Origin of the sequence: Leclercia sp. LSNIH1 (assembly GCF_002902985.1) — a bacterium.
Lineage (GTDB): Bacteria > Pseudomonadota > Gammaproteobacteria > Enterobacterales > Enterobacteriaceae > Enterobacter.
This window is the reverse complement of the sequence record NZ_CP026167.1, coordinates 1474482-1488066: the sequence shown is the minus strand read 5'-3', so window position 1 is coordinate 1488066 and position 13585 is coordinate 1474482. Positions and strand designations below refer to the sequence as shown.

Below are 13585 nucleotides of genomic sequence, written 5' to 3'. Positions count from 1 at the left end.
CAACTGTAAAACGTCACAAATTCATCAAATACATAGATTCACCGTTTACATCACCATTCATTTATTGTGTGATCCTGTTACAGGTTTCTGTAGTTAGCTACCTCACCCACCGTAACAGGATTTCATTGATGGATTTTTACCAGGCTGACCCTACGCTGGAGAACTACTGGCGCGGGGTGATTCTTTTTGGAAAGAACGTCGCATCGTACAAGTTTGCGCTTGCCCATGCCCTGTATGAGATTGATAAAACGGGCAGCGACATCATCACCCTCGACGAACTCGCCGTGCCGTTCAGCCGCCATCTTTGCGAACATCTGAAACACGCTCCGAAGCAGATCACTTCGAGCCGCAGCCAGTTTCTGGATACCTGCGCGCAGTTTAATAACAACGAGGTTTCTCATGACCAACTGATTGAAACCACGGTACGGCGTGGTTTTGCCAACGTGATTGATGCCTTTCACAATGTGAATGGCGGCGAGATCGAAAAACGCTTTTTCATTGATGAGCGTAAAACCCATAACGGCATCCGCCTGACGGATAACTTCTTTCATCTGGGCGAACGCCAGCAGTACCAGAACCTGGCTTTTGAAACCACTGCGCGCTGGAACCTTGTCGAGCAGGCCTGGGCGATGGGCGTGTCCCGCAACCTTGTTGGCGTTGAGTTCGACGAAGATAATCAGTTGCTGTTCAGCCATGTGAACGCACGTCGGGTAAATATCACCAGCTGTCGCGACAGTTTGAACGGCTACCAGAAAGGACGCTGCTTCTACTGCTTCAAACCCATCAGCCTGATACCGGGCGATCCTGACCTTGCCGACGTTGACCACTTTATTCCATGGGCGGCACGCGATGAAGTCGCCAATATCAATGGCGTGTGGAATCTGGTCCTAGCCTGCAAATGCTGCAATCGCGGCGTTGAGGGCAAATCTGCTCGCCTGCCGGGAAGCAGACTCCTGGAACGGCTGAATGCCCGCAACGAGTATTTTATCCAGAGCAAACTTCCGCTGCATGAAACCATTGTCCAGCAGACCGGAAAGCAACCCGCCGCGCGGAAAAACTTTCTTGAAAATAACTGGAACGCTGCCAAAGTGAGGCTATTCCATACCTGGGAACCGAAAGCCGAAGGCGAGGCCACATTCTAATGACGCTTAAATACTATCAGGACAATGCACAGACCTTCTTCGACGGAACGGTGAATGTCGATATGTCCTCGCTCTACGAGACGTTTACCAAATATCTTGCGCCTGGGGCTCGGGTGCTGGATGCGGGGTGTGGTTCAGGGCGTGATGCGAAGGCGTTTCTGGAAATGGGATATCGGGTGGAGGCGTTTGATGCGTCTTCTGCGATGGTTGAGCTGGCGCGGGAGTATACCGGATTGCCGGTTCAGCTGATGACCTTTGCGGATGTGGACTGGAAGGAAGAGTTTGATGGGATTTGGTGCTGTGCTTCGCTGTTGCATGTTCCGGCTGTGGAGTTGCCGGAGGTGATGCGGAAGCTTGCGGATGCGCTTAAGCCGGGTGGGGTTTGGTATGTGTCGTTTAAGTATGGGGAGGGAGAGCGGGAGGTTGATGGACGGAGGTTTACGGATATGGATGAGGAGGGGTTGGAAACATTAGTGAAGAGATTAGAGGGCATTAATTTTAACAAACTATGGACTACACAAGATAAGCGCCCATCAAGAAATGAGCTATGGCTGAATGCAATACAACGAAAATTTGAAAATTAAGTCCGAACGTTGTTAAATTAAAAGAAATAATCTGCAATCCTTCGCAATCAAGGCAGATGAATACCAATTTACATCTGTATAATATATACCACTTTTCAATGATGATTCTATTTATTAGCATTGAAGAAGCCCATAGAATAAATTAATCATTAAATTTTTATATAATTGATTCTGTAATCAATACTAAACGGTGAATTTAAAAATTGGCATCGGTTCATTTGCACTCATTTCTGTCGACTGCACACCACCTTTAAGCCACTCATCAATATAGTCAATGAAATCCACAAAATCAATGTCCTTTCGTTTTATCGCACATTCCCATATAATCAATATACGTAAACCTTTCGCCGAGATAATCTTCTGGTCCCGACAATCTCTTTCTTTGTTTTTAATTATTTTTTGCATCCAATATGAAGCATTGTTACGAGGTATATGTGAAATGGGACAATTATCATGACCATGCCAAAAACAACCATGAACAAAAATTACAGCATGGTATTTTGGGAAATACAAGTCAGGCTTACCAGGTAAATCACGGTTATGCAATCGGTAGCGGAATCCTCTAGCAAACAAAGGCTTCCTAATTTTCACTTCAATTTTAGTGTTCTTCGACTTAAATAGTTTCATATTAGGCATATTTATTCCTATTATATTATGGATTTATTAATGACTCACTCATAAATAATATGAAATTAATCTCAAAAGTATTAGGATAGTATAAAACTGAGTTTATGCAGAAATATTATAGATCATACCTAAAAAGATGATTGAAAATTAGGTAAAGTTCCTGTAAAAAAATATCCCGCAACGATCGGGATATTTTTTTTGAAAATTAAAGATAACTTATAGGTATAAAATGTCCATAATGAAGCCCGCTTTATTTTCGTTCTTTTCAGGATCAGGTTTTCTGGACTTAGGTTTCGAAAATGCTGGGTACGAGGTGGTGTTCGTCAATGAATTCCATCCTCCTTTTATGGAAGCATATAAATATTCAAGAGAGAAACTTGGAAAGGAACCACCACGTTTTGGCTATGCCCAGAAAAGCATTGAAAATATTGAGCATTCTGTAATCAAGCATAGTATGGAAACTCTTAAGAATGAAGGCCGTCTTGTTGGCTTCATTGGTGGCCCACCTTGCCCTGATTTTTCAATTGCCGGTAAAAATAAAGGCAAAGATGGAGAAAACGGTAAATTATCAAAAAGCTACGTGGATATGATAATTGAAATGATGCCTGATTTTTTCCTTTTCGAGAACGTAAAGGGTTTGTATCGAACTCTAAAACACCGCGCATTTTTTGAGCAAATTAAGCGGGAGTTAGCTGCCGTTGGATATATTTTGCATGAAAGACTAATAAACTCCATCGAGTATGGAGCACCACAAGACCGAGAAAGAATTATTTTGGTTGGATTTCTTAATAAAAATCTTGCGAAAACATTCAACTGGAGTGAACAAGTATTTCCTAACAAGGAAGCTTTTCAGTATCCATGGCCTACGACAAACATAGTTAAAGAAAATTCAACCGTTGAATGTCCAGAAGACATTCCTATGGAGCTTACTATTGAGCATTGGTTTGAAAAAAATGACGTAAGTAATCATGCAAATGCTAAGCATGTATTTACAGCTAGGGCGGGTCTGGCTAGGTTCCAATCTGTAGAAGAAGGCGATGACAGCAAAAAATCATATAAAAGACTTCATCGCTGGAGGTACTCACCTACGGCAGCATATGGTAATAATGAAGTACATCTTCATCCGTATAAACCTCGGCGTATAACAGTAGCTGAAGCATTAGCAATCCAATCTTTACCCAAAAATTTTGAATTGCCAGAAAATATGACCTTGTCAAATATGTTTAAAACAGTTGGTAATGGTGTTCCTTACCTCGCAGCTTTTGGTATAGCAAAATCCATTTTAAAGCATTTAGGTATAAAAGATGAATTTAACAGCAATGAATCTTGTGAATGCGATAGCAAATCTACCCAAAAACAGGCAGTTTGACTATGTAAATGAGCGTAACGCAGGAAAGATCGTTATCGATTCAATTACATTGCCTGAAGGACCTATACGTATCAAAAGATTTAACCCTGTCAAAGGAAAATCGCTCGATAAATCCGAAACCGTGAGCATCTCTAGACAGATGCTCTGGCGCCTTGCTAATGCAATTCGCGAAGATGCTCCCATAAATTTGGATAGAGTGTTAGGTGCCAGCTATAATACGCGTTCAGTGATTGAAAGTTTACTTGCACACACACCACAATTCTACTGGTGTAAACTCGATCGTTTAGAAGTCATAAATACTCGCCAAACTATCAGGAAAGGTCACAAACACCTTATTTATTTACCAAATTCACCACATGAAAATGGAATCCTGTCTGAATACCAATCCAATATGGTTATTTCAGAAATGAATACTGAGGTTGTTTATCAGAGTATTGATCTTGACACTATCCGTCCAGTTGAAGGTATGTCAATTGAAGAGACAAGAAGACATGCACAAATACAAATAGCGCTTGTCAAGATCGGCCATTATTTAGGATATAGAACCTGGGTAGCAGCTAATGATCGCGGCTTAATATATAATGGTCAAGCGATTGCGCAAATGGATGGAGTAATTGATAGTCTTTCAAATGAAAAAGTTTTAAGTTCTTACAGTGATGCAATCAACGGAGCGAAAATGATAGATTGTATCTGGTTTAGGAATGGAAGGCTTATGCCTGCTGTGTTGGAAATTGAGCATAGTACCGGTATTAAAAGTGGTTTAACTCGAATGAAAAACTTTTGCGATTATGCACCTCGCCTTCAAGATATCAGGTGGACAATCGTAGCCCCAGATGAATATCGTGAAAAAGTTATTGAATTCGCAAATATGCCACAATTCAGAGAGTTAGATACAAAATTCTTTCCTTATTCTGCGGTTGAAGAATTATATTCTTTATGCGAACGCCGTAAACCTCAAGGAATTACAGATCAATTCCTTGATTCATTTATGGAAAATTGCATAACTCACTAAAAAACATTACTGGGAGTAATCCCAGTAATATTATCTTAGATAGTTGATTATTTCATCTTGAATATTATGTTAGTATATGACCCAAGTCTTTATTAGCTCAAATCAGCATTAGTCGAACACTTACTGCTTTCAATAATCAATTCTATCAACTAATGGCTTTCCTCGCCACTCACCTAAATATACAGATCCATATTGTTCCCAATTATCAAAGTCAGTTGCTATATCATCTTGTAATATATTTTTAATTACCTCAACACTCTTAAGAAGAATATTAACATTTTCTTTATCAAGCCCACATTTTTCTTCAAAGAATTCTATCAGATTATTTAATCTGTCAATTGGTTCTGGATGCGTCTTTATAAGTGTAAAAGATGGCGAAATCTGTTCTCTTACGTTTTTAAGAATATCAATATAAGCAAAGAAAAAGATAGCAGCCGTAACTATACGATGTAATGAAGCATCAGTTAAATCTTGTCGATTTATTGCATCTATATCTGCATCCAGCTCTTGATGTTGGCTATGTGTGAAATACTTAGGTGTCTTACCATCAATATTTTCTATAGCATGGTGCATCGTGTCATCAATTAAATTTGGATCATCCATATGCCCTAATAAATAATGCGAATATTCATGAGCTATTAGAAATAACATCTGATCATCAACGTACCGGGATAATTCCCTATCTATCTCTTCAGGTATAATACCTCTGGGATCAATATCGAAATCAAGTGCTTCAGATTTTAACATTATTCTTAATGCTATTTTTAAAGCAGAGTACCTAACGTTGTCCGGTATTACAGCCTCGCTATTAAAGCTTAAAAAAGATAAATTCATAAAATATAAAAAATATCGCAGAGATTCTGATAGCGTAATTATATTGCCGTAGGGTGTGCTTATTATCCTACCGTTGGGGTCATTACAAAACACTAAGCCAGAAGCTATGTTCGCAACCTTTTCTCTATCTTCATCTCTAATACTATCTAAATATCTATCAAAAACATTATAATTAAAACTTGCCTCGAAAGACCACTTATCTTCGCCCTCTCTCATTCTTGCGAGGAAAACCCTATGTATTCTTATATTTTCGATAGTCGCATTAGCACGGAGTTTTAAAAGATAATCCTTTTCATTTTTAACATCAAATATACGTTCAATTTCATCCTTACCACACAAGGACATATAGAAATGTTTATTATAAGTTTCAAGCTGCATAAATAAAACCTTTATTATAAATATAAATTATTAGCCGCAACCCTTGTTTTAAAATATAAAATAGTGATATTTTTATACAAGTACAAAATTAAAAAATAACCATGAGGAAAATGTTGCGAACAGATAGTGAAAGCGACCTTAAACTAGAAAACTGCACCAGAAGTTATGTTTTCAAATCAATAGGCTATTAGCCATTTGATTATACCAATCATATCTTTATTGGCAGCGTTCGTCTTTACCGCTGTTCTTAGTCCTCTTCGATAGTTCGTTCATTACCGATACTCAACATTTCGCAGGACTATTTCTACACCATCTCACATCACAAATCTATTATCATTGCGTTCACTAAGCGAAAAATCCCGTTAACAATATGTTGCTCACGGAATTTACTCATGAAAAATAGACACAAAAAAAGCCGCCTTAAGCGACTTTTTTCACATCTTATGGTGCCGAAGGCCGGACTCGAACCGGCACGTATTTCTACGGTTGATTTTGAATCAACTGCGTCTAACAAGTCATTGATTATCATCACTAACTTGTTACGCACCTACGGTTCGTACAGCCAATTTCGCCAACAGATTGCCCCAGCAAAATAGCAGGGGTTTACATGGATCACAAGAGGGCAAAGCCGAAGGACAAACGCGATCGTTATCTGATTCTCGATCCGTGCGGTGTGTACATGGTACGCATAGCTGTCCCGGCATACATGGCGGCACACTTTGGCAATAAAACATACTTCATGAGGTCAACTGCGACTCGCGATATTCGTCAGGCGCGTCTATTCAGGGATGCCATAGCGTTGGAATGGTACAAGCTGCGCGATCAGCTTAAACCAGTACGTTCAGGTTCACGGGTTGAGCAGATCCTTGATGAACTTCGAGGTATTGGCAAACAAGCAAAGGACACACCGCCCACACAATTGAACTTCCCCGCTCAAGTGCAGGCTTGCCCTTCTCTTCTGGCGATGCGGGATCAGTACATTCTGCAATTCAGTGAGAAACGTAAACTGACCACCCTGTCAAAGACGAACAAGGCCGTCGAGGTCTTATTGTCCCACCTTCGCAAGCGCGATATTCCATTGAAAGATATCAACCGAACCATAGTTACTGGCTGGCTGGATAAACTGAAATGCGAGAGAGCGCCCCAGACTATTCAAAACTACATCAGCGCCCTTGCTCAAATCTGGGACTTAGCCCGTAACCGATATCACGACGCACCACAGGATAACCCCTGGCGTGGTCATGGCCTGGAAGCGAAAAGTAGCAAGGTAAGCTATGAGGTTTTCACCCATGTGGAACTGGCGAAGGTCTTCACTGCCCTGGAGGGTGACGAAGAGATGCAAGCGGTTACGCTGATCGGCATGTACAGCGGCATGAGGCTGAATGAAATTTGCTCTTTGTGTGTTGGAAACATCCGCGAGATTGAGGGCGTCCTTTGCTTCGAAGTCACGGAGGGAAAAACCAAATCAGCAGCGCGTATCATCCCGGTTCACAGCCGTATTATTGATCTGGTGGAGTCCCTTCTCCAGAAGCCACATAACGGCTTCCTTTTCTACCGTGCGTCAATCATTGACCGTGCAGACGGCAAGCGCTCAACGTGGCATACGCAGCGTTTTACACGGGCTAAACGGCTTGCGCTGGGTGAAGTTGGAACAGAACGAAAGGTGTTCCACAGCCTGCGCCACGAGGTAGCCCAGCAGTTAGACCGGAACCAGGTTCCAGAGGACAGGATAGCCCTTCTAATGGGCCATGAACGCGGGAAAACGGAGACCTTCAAGACGTACTCAAAAAATGCGGCGTCACCAGTGGAGCTATCAAGATATGTCGAGATTGTTAATTTTCAAGTAACGTGAAGAGATCAATGAACATGATGGGATGGTCTGCTACTTGATTTTCTTCGGTATCAAGCAATTCCATCCCTTGTTTATGGTAAAAATCCATTGCACCCCGTTTTGCATCAGTTATTAAAAACCTACACCCAACCATCGGCCTGATATCGTCCAATGCCATTAAAAGAGCATATCCAAATAGCATGGAACCTATACCACTGGCTCTCAATTTTGAGTCAACAGCCAAACGTGCAATTTTTACAGCGGGTAGAAATTCGTACCTTTCTGCGCGGGCACAGTTACCTAAATCGTACTCTTTTAAGTTAACCTGACTACAAGTAAGTGTAATGTATCCCAAAATTTTGTATGAAAAACTATCTTGAGGGATACTTTTATCTACTCTCGTGTTGTCATCAACAACAACATAAGTCTGGGCTATGCACCCATCCTGAAACAACAGTGCATCTTGTTGGAGGAACGTTTTAAGCGGCTGAAACTCTTCGGCACCGCTACTAAATCGTTTTGGATTATGGAATTGGTTTAAAGGTAGGATTTGTAGGTCAGGTTGTATCACTTCATCCATTTTACTCAACAACCTGCCCTAATTGTGATTAGCCGCGTTTAGACATTTTCTGACGTAACGCACGAGCATCCTGTAACGAGCGTTTAGCGTTCTCGTTTGGCTTAGATTGACTCATTTGTTTGAGCATTTGCTCAGCGTCTTTACCAGTCAGGATGGTGCGACCGAACATACTACTTGTAATAGCCATTTTAACCTCCTGCTTTTGGGATATGAGTAAGTTGCAACTTAGTTGTTTATGAGCACAGATTACGCAATCTACGTCAATCCGTCAAGAATTGTTTTAAACCACAGTTACAGAAACCAATAAATAAGATATTGACTTATAATGAAAATACCTCGCCGCTTGCACTATTAGCATTGCAGGAAGCGAGGAATGCAGCAGCGTCTTTCTCTGACAGTGTGGCGAGCACGTCCTTCTGCTTTTTGATGGCAGCGTAATGAATGATGGCCTGTTCCAGGCCCACGCTGGCGATCTTCGACAAGAAGGTGCTGCGCTTTACCGCCAACGCCCTGGCGAGTGCTGATACGTTTAGCAACCCTTCTGCATCGTCCAACGTCTTAACCTTGACAGACAGCAACGGCGCGTTGCCCACACCCAGAATCTTCAATTGCATATATTTACCTCTCCAAGCGCAGCCCGCTTGACGCGGGTTAACTTCGTTAACGTCGCCATTGCGACGCTGGGAAAATGACGGAGGGCGACAATTGCCGCCCCAAAACCGTTAGCCCCTGGGGTTTTATCCCGTTGGGCTGTTACCTCGCCTGATTACGAAGCATCGTTGGTGATGGCGGTCACCAGATCCGGGCGGTAGCAAATCGGCAACAGGCTGAACTCACTGGAAAGCGTAATGTTCTTATACGCATCGGTGCTGCTATAGATGCGGAAGTCCACCACGTCAGCAAAGGCAAGCTCAAGGTTGCGGCTCGTTGGGCCGACAAGGTTGGTAAATGGTGATGCCTGATCAGCACTTAACGGCTTCTCGAAGACCGGAACCATGAAGCCCTGATCTGCACCGATGCCGTAGAATTCGGTATCGGACATCTCGACTACGGTCACGTTATCCAGGACGTAATAGCTGAATGCCGGATTGATCTCTTTATTGAATACCAGACCATCAGGATCAAGCACACCATACTGCACAAGCTGGCGAACCGATGGGTTAAAGCGCAACTTCTTGAACAGGTTGGAACCCGCGAACAGGTAGATGCCTTTTAGCAGGGAAGCAAGGCCACCCATGCGGCGCTTCATGGCGCTGACCTCATCGGACAGGGATTCTAACGGATCAGCAGCAACCCCCGTGTAGATGGTTCCGGTGCTCTGGTCATAGCCAAATTCCTCTGACCAATCCAGGATCGGGCCATCTGCGGTGTATTCCATATCGGTGACGCGATGACGGAACAGGCTTTCAGCAAACATGCGTTCACGAGTCGCAGCGAAGCGTTCATAGTGAGCCAGGCTTTTAGCAGTTACAGCGTCCAGGACGTTGGCCTGTAGCGAAGAGCCGATTTTACGAAACGGTTGGACGTCTGCCGCCGTGATCACATCCTGCGTAGGGAACAGAGGAAGCTCGATCAGATGGTTAGCTGCTTTTGACTTCGGTGTGCTTCCCCATTCGCTGGAAAAGCGATTCGCTGCCGGGGCGATGGTGTCAGCCTGAGCGTTCAGAATGTCCAGACTGGTTTTAAACTGGTCAGTAACGTCACGCTGGAAAATGTTCAGGTTGGTTAAGATACGGTTGCGAGCCGGAACGTTCGCATAGGTCGAACTGTAATCGACGTATGAAAAATCTTTTGTTAGAGCCATGTTGTGATGTCCTTATCGGTAAAATTATTGAGCGTCAGCCTGAGCTACGCGGATGTTGCCGGATGCAGTCAGAGCAGCAATTGCAGCAGTGCCTACAGTCGCGCCCATAACGGCGATGACGGTTTCCGGGCGGATGTAGACGCCACGGTCAGCAACGATAATGTTTGCATCTGTACCAGCACGGTGATGACTCAGAACCAGTAACGCATCATTGCCGGAGGTAAATGCAGTGCCATCGGCCTTAATAACCGAACCGGGCTGCACTTCGACAGCCAGGTTTGGGATGTTGATTGTTTTCACTGCAAAATTAGCGTCGGCCTGATAGGTCACGACATCATTAAAGGTGCGTTGGGATTCGCCCATTTTCATAAAAGTCACTCCATAAAGTTGTTGTTTGCTGGCCTGTAGGCTTTGGCCTTTCGGGCCGTATCGTCAGAATTGACGGCGTGCGAGTACAAAAGAGGTCGCACGGTGGCGACCTTCTTTTATTGAGTTGTCATTCAGAAAAAATCAGGCGGTGGGAGAGACCGCCCCTGAGGAGCAACGAGGATCTTTATCGTTATTTTTCTGAGAGACGGGAATGTGCAGCGCCCTCTACGGGCGTTAGCTCTGCTAACCCGGCTTTACCGGGCTGGAATAAGGGAGCGACAACGGCGGGAGACCTCTGAATCCCTACGCCGTGCGCTCGTGCCAGTTATCATCATGGCAAGATGGCCCGGAGGAGAGCCGGGACTTATTGCGGTTGTTAGACCGCTGGCAAACCCCATCGCGGAAGGCTAATACCACGGCAGGGGAATAAGCGGCGCTGGAAGCAGAGATGGCCCGTGCAAGGTATCAAGGAGTCAGCGCCTGAGAGGAGATTAAATTACGTTCAATTGGCTGTAGTTCGCAGTAGACTCTTTCGAATCCATTAATCACCCTATGTTAGTATTTTACCACGAATGATAATCATTATCAACAAATTTCACGTAAATTCAGTCGGTAACTCATCCTGTATCGGCAATTCTGCCTTGAATCACTCAATTCTTTTAAGCGGTGTGGATCCGATGATGTGCGAATAGCGTTCAGGGTCTGAGGCGACCACCTGGCGGCATTTATCCCGCGCCAGACGGAGCATTTCCGGATCAATCTCGTGGGCCTGGAAGCCACCTGCCCCAGCACCAAGCGCCTTTTTGATCTTCGCGGTTTTCTGCTTGGTGTTAGTCACTGGCGCAGCTTTCGGCGCTGGCTTCGTTGATGGTTGCCAATCGGGATGGCGGATTAAATAGTCATCCACGGCGTTTTTTACAGCGTCCTGCCGCTGTTCGGTTTCCATCTGTTCGATGGTGCGCCCGTTCATGGCTGCGGCTATGGAATCGCGAACGGTTTTAAGCAAGTTTTTCATTTTTGTTTTTATTCCTTAATAGGATAACCAGCCCGTCACGGGCGCAGCGATACGCCAGATGATGGTCAGGTAAGGTAAAATGTCTATTATATTCAAAGAGATTATGTCAGGCTGTCGCAGTTTTCCCTGCGGATTTACGTATGCGTCGAACAGGATTTATCTGAATAGGCCGCGATTTGCTCGCAGCTTTTCGGGCCACAACACGGCGGTATTCCACGCATAGCGGATCATTGTAATCTGGCATTCGTGGGGCCATTGCGGCCTCGGTAACGCCATTCTGCCGGAGGGACATTACCACAGTGAAAAGGGGCAATCCCAGCGCTTGGCAGACCTCCGCGAGCATTGCGCCTTCGCTCCACATAGTGGGAATTAATCTCTCGTTGTTCGGATTCGCAAAGCGCCTACATACCGGGTTGTAACTCGCCTGGTGGAGTTCTTTAACCTTTTCCAGCGGTAGCCTCAGCAGCAATGCCACGCGTCCTGGAGAATATCCCGCGATCAACATGTGCTTGCACTTCTGCATAACGTCGCCATCACGGCAACGCCGTTTATATAGGCGGGTGAGGTCAGGTAATTCTGGGCCGGGTAATGGATCTGGGAGTTCGGGTAGGTCTGGAAGATCTTCTGGTAAATCTGTTTTTTGTTCTGGGTCGTTCTGGTTGGCGGTCAGCGCCTTGCGTTTCTCAATCATTATTCCTCACATTAAAAATTTAGGCTTGCGATCCTCGTTAATTTCATCTGGCGGTATCACGCCGACCTTTTCCCACACTAAACGGCAGGCATGACGCCAGCCAGTCGCGCCAGCAGTGAGCGCCCATTTATAGGCAGCTTCGGTTAAACGCCCGTCACTCTCAAAGGCCATGCCCTGCCAGGGGGCATCATCTGACTCTGGTTTATTAGGTTGAAACGGTGGATCATCGTCCTGCTCATCCTGGCTCATCTCATGACCACCATTGGTGAGATCATCGCTGCTACGGTTATTGTCAGATTCCACGCTATAGCGCTGTCCAGCAGTAGACGTGGCAGACTCAGAGGCCATGTTAGCACTTTGATCAGAGTGCTGGCCTGCGGTCGCATCAGTTGATGGTGTAGCAGCGGGTGCTGCCTGTTTTGCTGCCTGTTCTGCCTGTGGTTTAACCTTCTCATCGGATTTGCCATCTTCCTTAGCGGTTGTTTCGATATTCCAGCCCAGCACGGCTAATTTCTCTGCTGTAATCTGAAAAGCGAATTGCATCACTTCCGAATCTGAGAGATCCAGGTCTCCGATAGCTTTCGCCATTTCCTTTATCCCATGATTGATAGCCAGGGCATCTACTGCCTCGGATTTTCTAAGCAGAGAGTCAAGCTGAGACTTTTTCAGCTTCTTGTCTTGAGGTGTAACTTTCGCATCAGTCATGCGAGAAACGATGACATCAATTGGCGTACAGGTGTACGTATTGCGCCAGCCATCCTTAAAAGTCTCCTTACCTACCGTCAATAGGCCCAGCGACTCCAGTTTGTCGATCCTCTCCTGTGCTCCTGACCTGGCCCGCCCCATCACTTTCGCGATGGTGGGGATACTCTGATAACATTTCTTACCCTGCACCTCGAAGGTGTAAAAATGGTTGAACCACTTTAGGTCGGTATCAGTAACACGCATTACATCCCCGGAAGGTGTCATCAGGTTTTTGATCCCTTTTAACCGTGTGGCAGACTGGTCAAAAATTTCTTTATTTTCTGTATTCGTTACGTCCATCATTTCCTCGCTGGTTTTCTGTTTGGTTGTCTGCTTTCGTTTTATCAATGATTTTTGCAGCTGTTTGCAGCAATTCACTACACAATCTCGCCATCGGCATATCGCGGCGATTTGCTTCCGTGAGTAACGTTCGGTACGTCTCATCCGGGAATGAGATATTCATGGTTCAAGTCTCCTGTTGTCAGACATGCGGATTTGATCCTGCTATCGCGGATTGCGATCAGGATTCGGCGGCCTTGATGGCCTGCATTTGATTTGGTCTGCCATTTCTTGAGGCGATTTGATTGGCTCGGCGTTGCGCCGCT

General features: G+C 44.8%; 16 protein-coding genes. 5 read left to right on the top strand and 11 right to left on the bottom strand.

The features are described from left to right. Positions 1 to 128: 128 nt before the first annotated feature. Positions 129 to 1142 (top strand): HNH endonuclease domain-containing protein, encoded by a 1014-nt coding sequence (locus tag C2U54_RS07490; protein ID WP_103178062.1) that lies wholly within the window; start codon positions 129 to 131, stop codon positions 1140 to 1142. Next, on the top strand, positions 1142 to 1726 hold the full coding sequence (locus tag C2U54_RS07485) for a class I SAM-dependent methyltransferase (RefSeq protein WP_103178061.1): 585 nt from the start codon (positions 1142 to 1144) through the stop codon (positions 1724 to 1726). Before C2U54_RS07490 ends, C2U54_RS07485 begins: the two co-directional genes overlap by 1 nt. A gap of 183 nt (positions 1727 to 1909) precedes the next feature. On the opposite strand, the gene C2U54_RS07480 is transcribed toward C2U54_RS07485, so the two are convergent. Beyond that, the gene (locus C2U54_RS07480; RefSeq protein ID WP_103178060.1) at positions 1910 to 2362 is read right to left on the bottom strand and encodes a very short patch repair endonuclease; all 453 of its coding nucleotides are present in this window, start codon (positions 2360 to 2362) and stop codon (positions 1910 to 1912) included. Between the two features lie 220 nt (positions 2363 to 2582). Between C2U54_RS07480 and C2U54_RS07475 the strand changes: the two genes are divergently transcribed. Together C2U54_RS07475 and C2U54_RS07470 are read left to right on the top strand one after the other, a co-directional pair. Then, complete coding sequence (locus C2U54_RS07475; RefSeq protein ID WP_103178059.1) at positions 2583 to 3722, top strand: DNA cytosine methyltransferase; 1140 nt, start codon at positions 2583 to 2585, stop codon at positions 3720 to 3722. Beyond that, on the top strand, positions 3658 to 4734 hold the full coding sequence (locus C2U54_RS07470; protein ID WP_233210511.1) for a restriction endonuclease: 1077 nt from the start codon (positions 3658 to 3660) through the stop codon (positions 4732 to 4734). Before C2U54_RS07475 ends, C2U54_RS07470 begins: the two co-directional genes overlap by 65 nt. A 129-nt stretch (positions 4735 to 4863) precedes the next feature. Here C2U54_RS07470 and C2U54_RS07465 read toward each other — a convergent pair whose 3' ends face one another. Further along, positions 4864 to 5946, bottom strand: coding sequence for a hypothetical protein (locus C2U54_RS07465; RefSeq protein ID WP_103178057.1), 1083 nt, complete (start codon positions 5944 to 5946; stop codon positions 4864 to 4866). Positions 5947 to 6553: 607 nt separating this feature from the next. Here C2U54_RS07465 and C2U54_RS07455 point away from each other — a divergent pair. After that, a complete protein-coding gene (locus tag C2U54_RS07455; RefSeq protein WP_071557277.1) occupies positions 6554 to 7798 on the top strand; it encodes a site-specific integrase in 1245 nt (414 codons plus the stop codon). Here the strand turns inward: C2U54_RS07455 and C2U54_RS07450 are convergent. The 9 genes from C2U54_RS07450 to C2U54_RS27185 form a co-directional block, all read right to left on the bottom strand. Continuing rightward, positions 7779 to 8357: a GNAT family N-acetyltransferase gene (locus tag C2U54_RS07450; RefSeq protein ID WP_071557275.1), complete on the bottom strand. Its 579-nt coding sequence runs from the start codon at positions 8355 to 8357 to the stop codon at positions 7779 to 7781. The two genes, C2U54_RS07455 and C2U54_RS07450, sit on opposite strands and share 20 nt — an antisense overlap. Positions 8358 to 8385: 28 nt before the next feature. Beyond that, positions 8386 to 8544 (bottom strand): hypothetical protein, encoded by a 159-nt coding sequence (locus tag C2U54_RS27430; protein WP_165370637.1) that lies wholly within the window; start codon positions 8542 to 8544, stop codon positions 8386 to 8388. A gap of 133 nt (positions 8545 to 8677) precedes the next feature. Continuing rightward, positions 8678 to 8971 carry a hypothetical protein gene (locus C2U54_RS07445; RefSeq protein ID WP_071557274.1) on the bottom strand — a complete coding sequence of 98 codons (294 nt, stop codon included), beginning with the start codon at positions 8969 to 8971 and terminating at the stop codon, positions 8678 to 8680. 152 nt (positions 8972 to 9123) lie between these two features. Continuing rightward, the gene (locus C2U54_RS07440) at positions 9124 to 10161 is read right to left on the bottom strand and encodes a major capsid protein (protein WP_103178056.1); all 1038 of its coding nucleotides are present in this window, start codon (positions 10159 to 10161) and stop codon (positions 9124 to 9126) included. A 24-nt stretch (positions 10162 to 10185) separates the two neighbouring features. Further along, positions 10186 to 10530: a hypothetical protein gene (locus C2U54_RS07435; protein ID WP_071557271.1), complete on the bottom strand. Its 345-nt coding sequence runs from the start codon at positions 10528 to 10530 to the stop codon at positions 10186 to 10188. A gap of 646 nt (positions 10531 to 11176) precedes the next feature. Continuing rightward, positions 11177 to 11545, bottom strand: coding sequence for a hypothetical protein (locus C2U54_RS07430; RefSeq protein ID WP_103178055.1), 369 nt, complete (start codon positions 11543 to 11545; stop codon positions 11177 to 11179). Between the two features lie 106 nt (positions 11546 to 11651). Continuing rightward, positions 11652 to 12236, bottom strand: coding sequence for a hypothetical protein (locus C2U54_RS07425; RefSeq protein ID WP_072056573.1), 585 nt, complete (start codon positions 12234 to 12236; stop codon positions 11652 to 11654). A gap of 6 nt (positions 12237 to 12242) precedes the next feature. Continuing rightward, complete coding sequence (locus C2U54_RS07420; RefSeq protein WP_139156315.1) at positions 12243 to 13283, bottom strand: hypothetical protein; 1041 nt, start codon at positions 13281 to 13283, stop codon at positions 12243 to 12245. Then, positions 13255 to 13443, bottom strand: coding sequence for a hypothetical protein (locus C2U54_RS27185; RefSeq protein ID WP_134083049.1), 189 nt, complete (start codon positions 13441 to 13443; stop codon positions 13255 to 13257). Before C2U54_RS27185 ends, C2U54_RS07420 begins: the two co-directional genes overlap by 29 nt. Positions 13444 to 13585 lie beyond the last annotated feature (142 nt).

Coding starts and splice junctions, on each gene's coding strand:
- C2U54_RS07490 (WP_103178062.1), top strand. CDS start 129: ATGGATTTTTACCAGGCTGACCCTACGCTGGAGAACTACTGGCGCGGG.
- C2U54_RS07485 (WP_103178061.1), top strand. CDS start 1,142: ATGACGCTTAAATACTATCAGGACAATGCACAGACCTTCTTCGACGGA.
- C2U54_RS07480 (WP_103178060.1), bottom strand. CDS start 2,362: ATGCCTAATATGAAACTATTTAAGTCGAAGAACACTAAAATTGAAGTG.
- C2U54_RS07475 (WP_103178059.1), top strand. CDS start 2,583: ATGTCCATAATGAAGCCCGCTTTATTTTCGTTCTTTTCAGGATCAGGT.
- C2U54_RS07470 (WP_233210511.1), top strand. CDS start 3,658: ATGAATTTAACAGCAATGAATCTTGTGAATGCGATAGCAAATCTACCC.
- C2U54_RS07465 (WP_103178057.1), bottom strand. CDS start 5,946: ATGCAGCTTGAAACTTATAATAAACATTTCTATATGTCCTTGTGTGGT.
- C2U54_RS07455 (WP_071557277.1), top strand. CDS start 6,554: ATGGATCACAAGAGGGCAAAGCCGAAGGACAAACGCGATCGTTATCTG.
- C2U54_RS07450 (WP_071557275.1), bottom strand. CDS start 8,357: ATGGATGAAGTGATACAACCTGACCTACAAATCCTACCTTTAAACCAA.
- C2U54_RS27430 (WP_165370637.1), bottom strand. CDS start 8,544: ATGGCTATTACAAGTAGTATGTTCGGTCGCACCATCCTGACTGGTAAA.
- C2U54_RS07445 (WP_071557274.1), bottom strand. CDS start 8,971: ATGCAATTGAAGATTCTGGGTGTGGGCAACGCGCCGTTGCTGTCTGTC.
- C2U54_RS07440 (WP_103178056.1), bottom strand. CDS start 10,161: ATGGCTCTAACAAAAGATTTTTCATACGTCGATTACAGTTCGACCTAT.
- C2U54_RS07435 (WP_071557271.1), bottom strand. CDS start 10,530: ATGAAAATGGGCGAATCCCAACGCACCTTTAATGATGTCGTGACCTAT.
- C2U54_RS07430 (WP_103178055.1), bottom strand. CDS start 11,545: ATGAAAAACTTGCTTAAAACCGTTCGCGATTCCATAGCCGCAGCCATG.
- C2U54_RS07425 (WP_072056573.1), bottom strand. CDS start 12,236: ATGATTGAGAAACGCAAGGCGCTGACCGCCAACCAGAACGACCCAGAA.
- C2U54_RS07420 (WP_139156315.1), bottom strand. CDS start 13,283: ATGATGGACGTAACGAATACAGAAAATAAAGAAATTTTTGACCAGTCT.
- C2U54_RS27185 (WP_134083049.1), bottom strand. CDS start 13,443: ATGAATATCTCATTCCCGGATGAGACGTACCGAACGTTACTCACGGAA.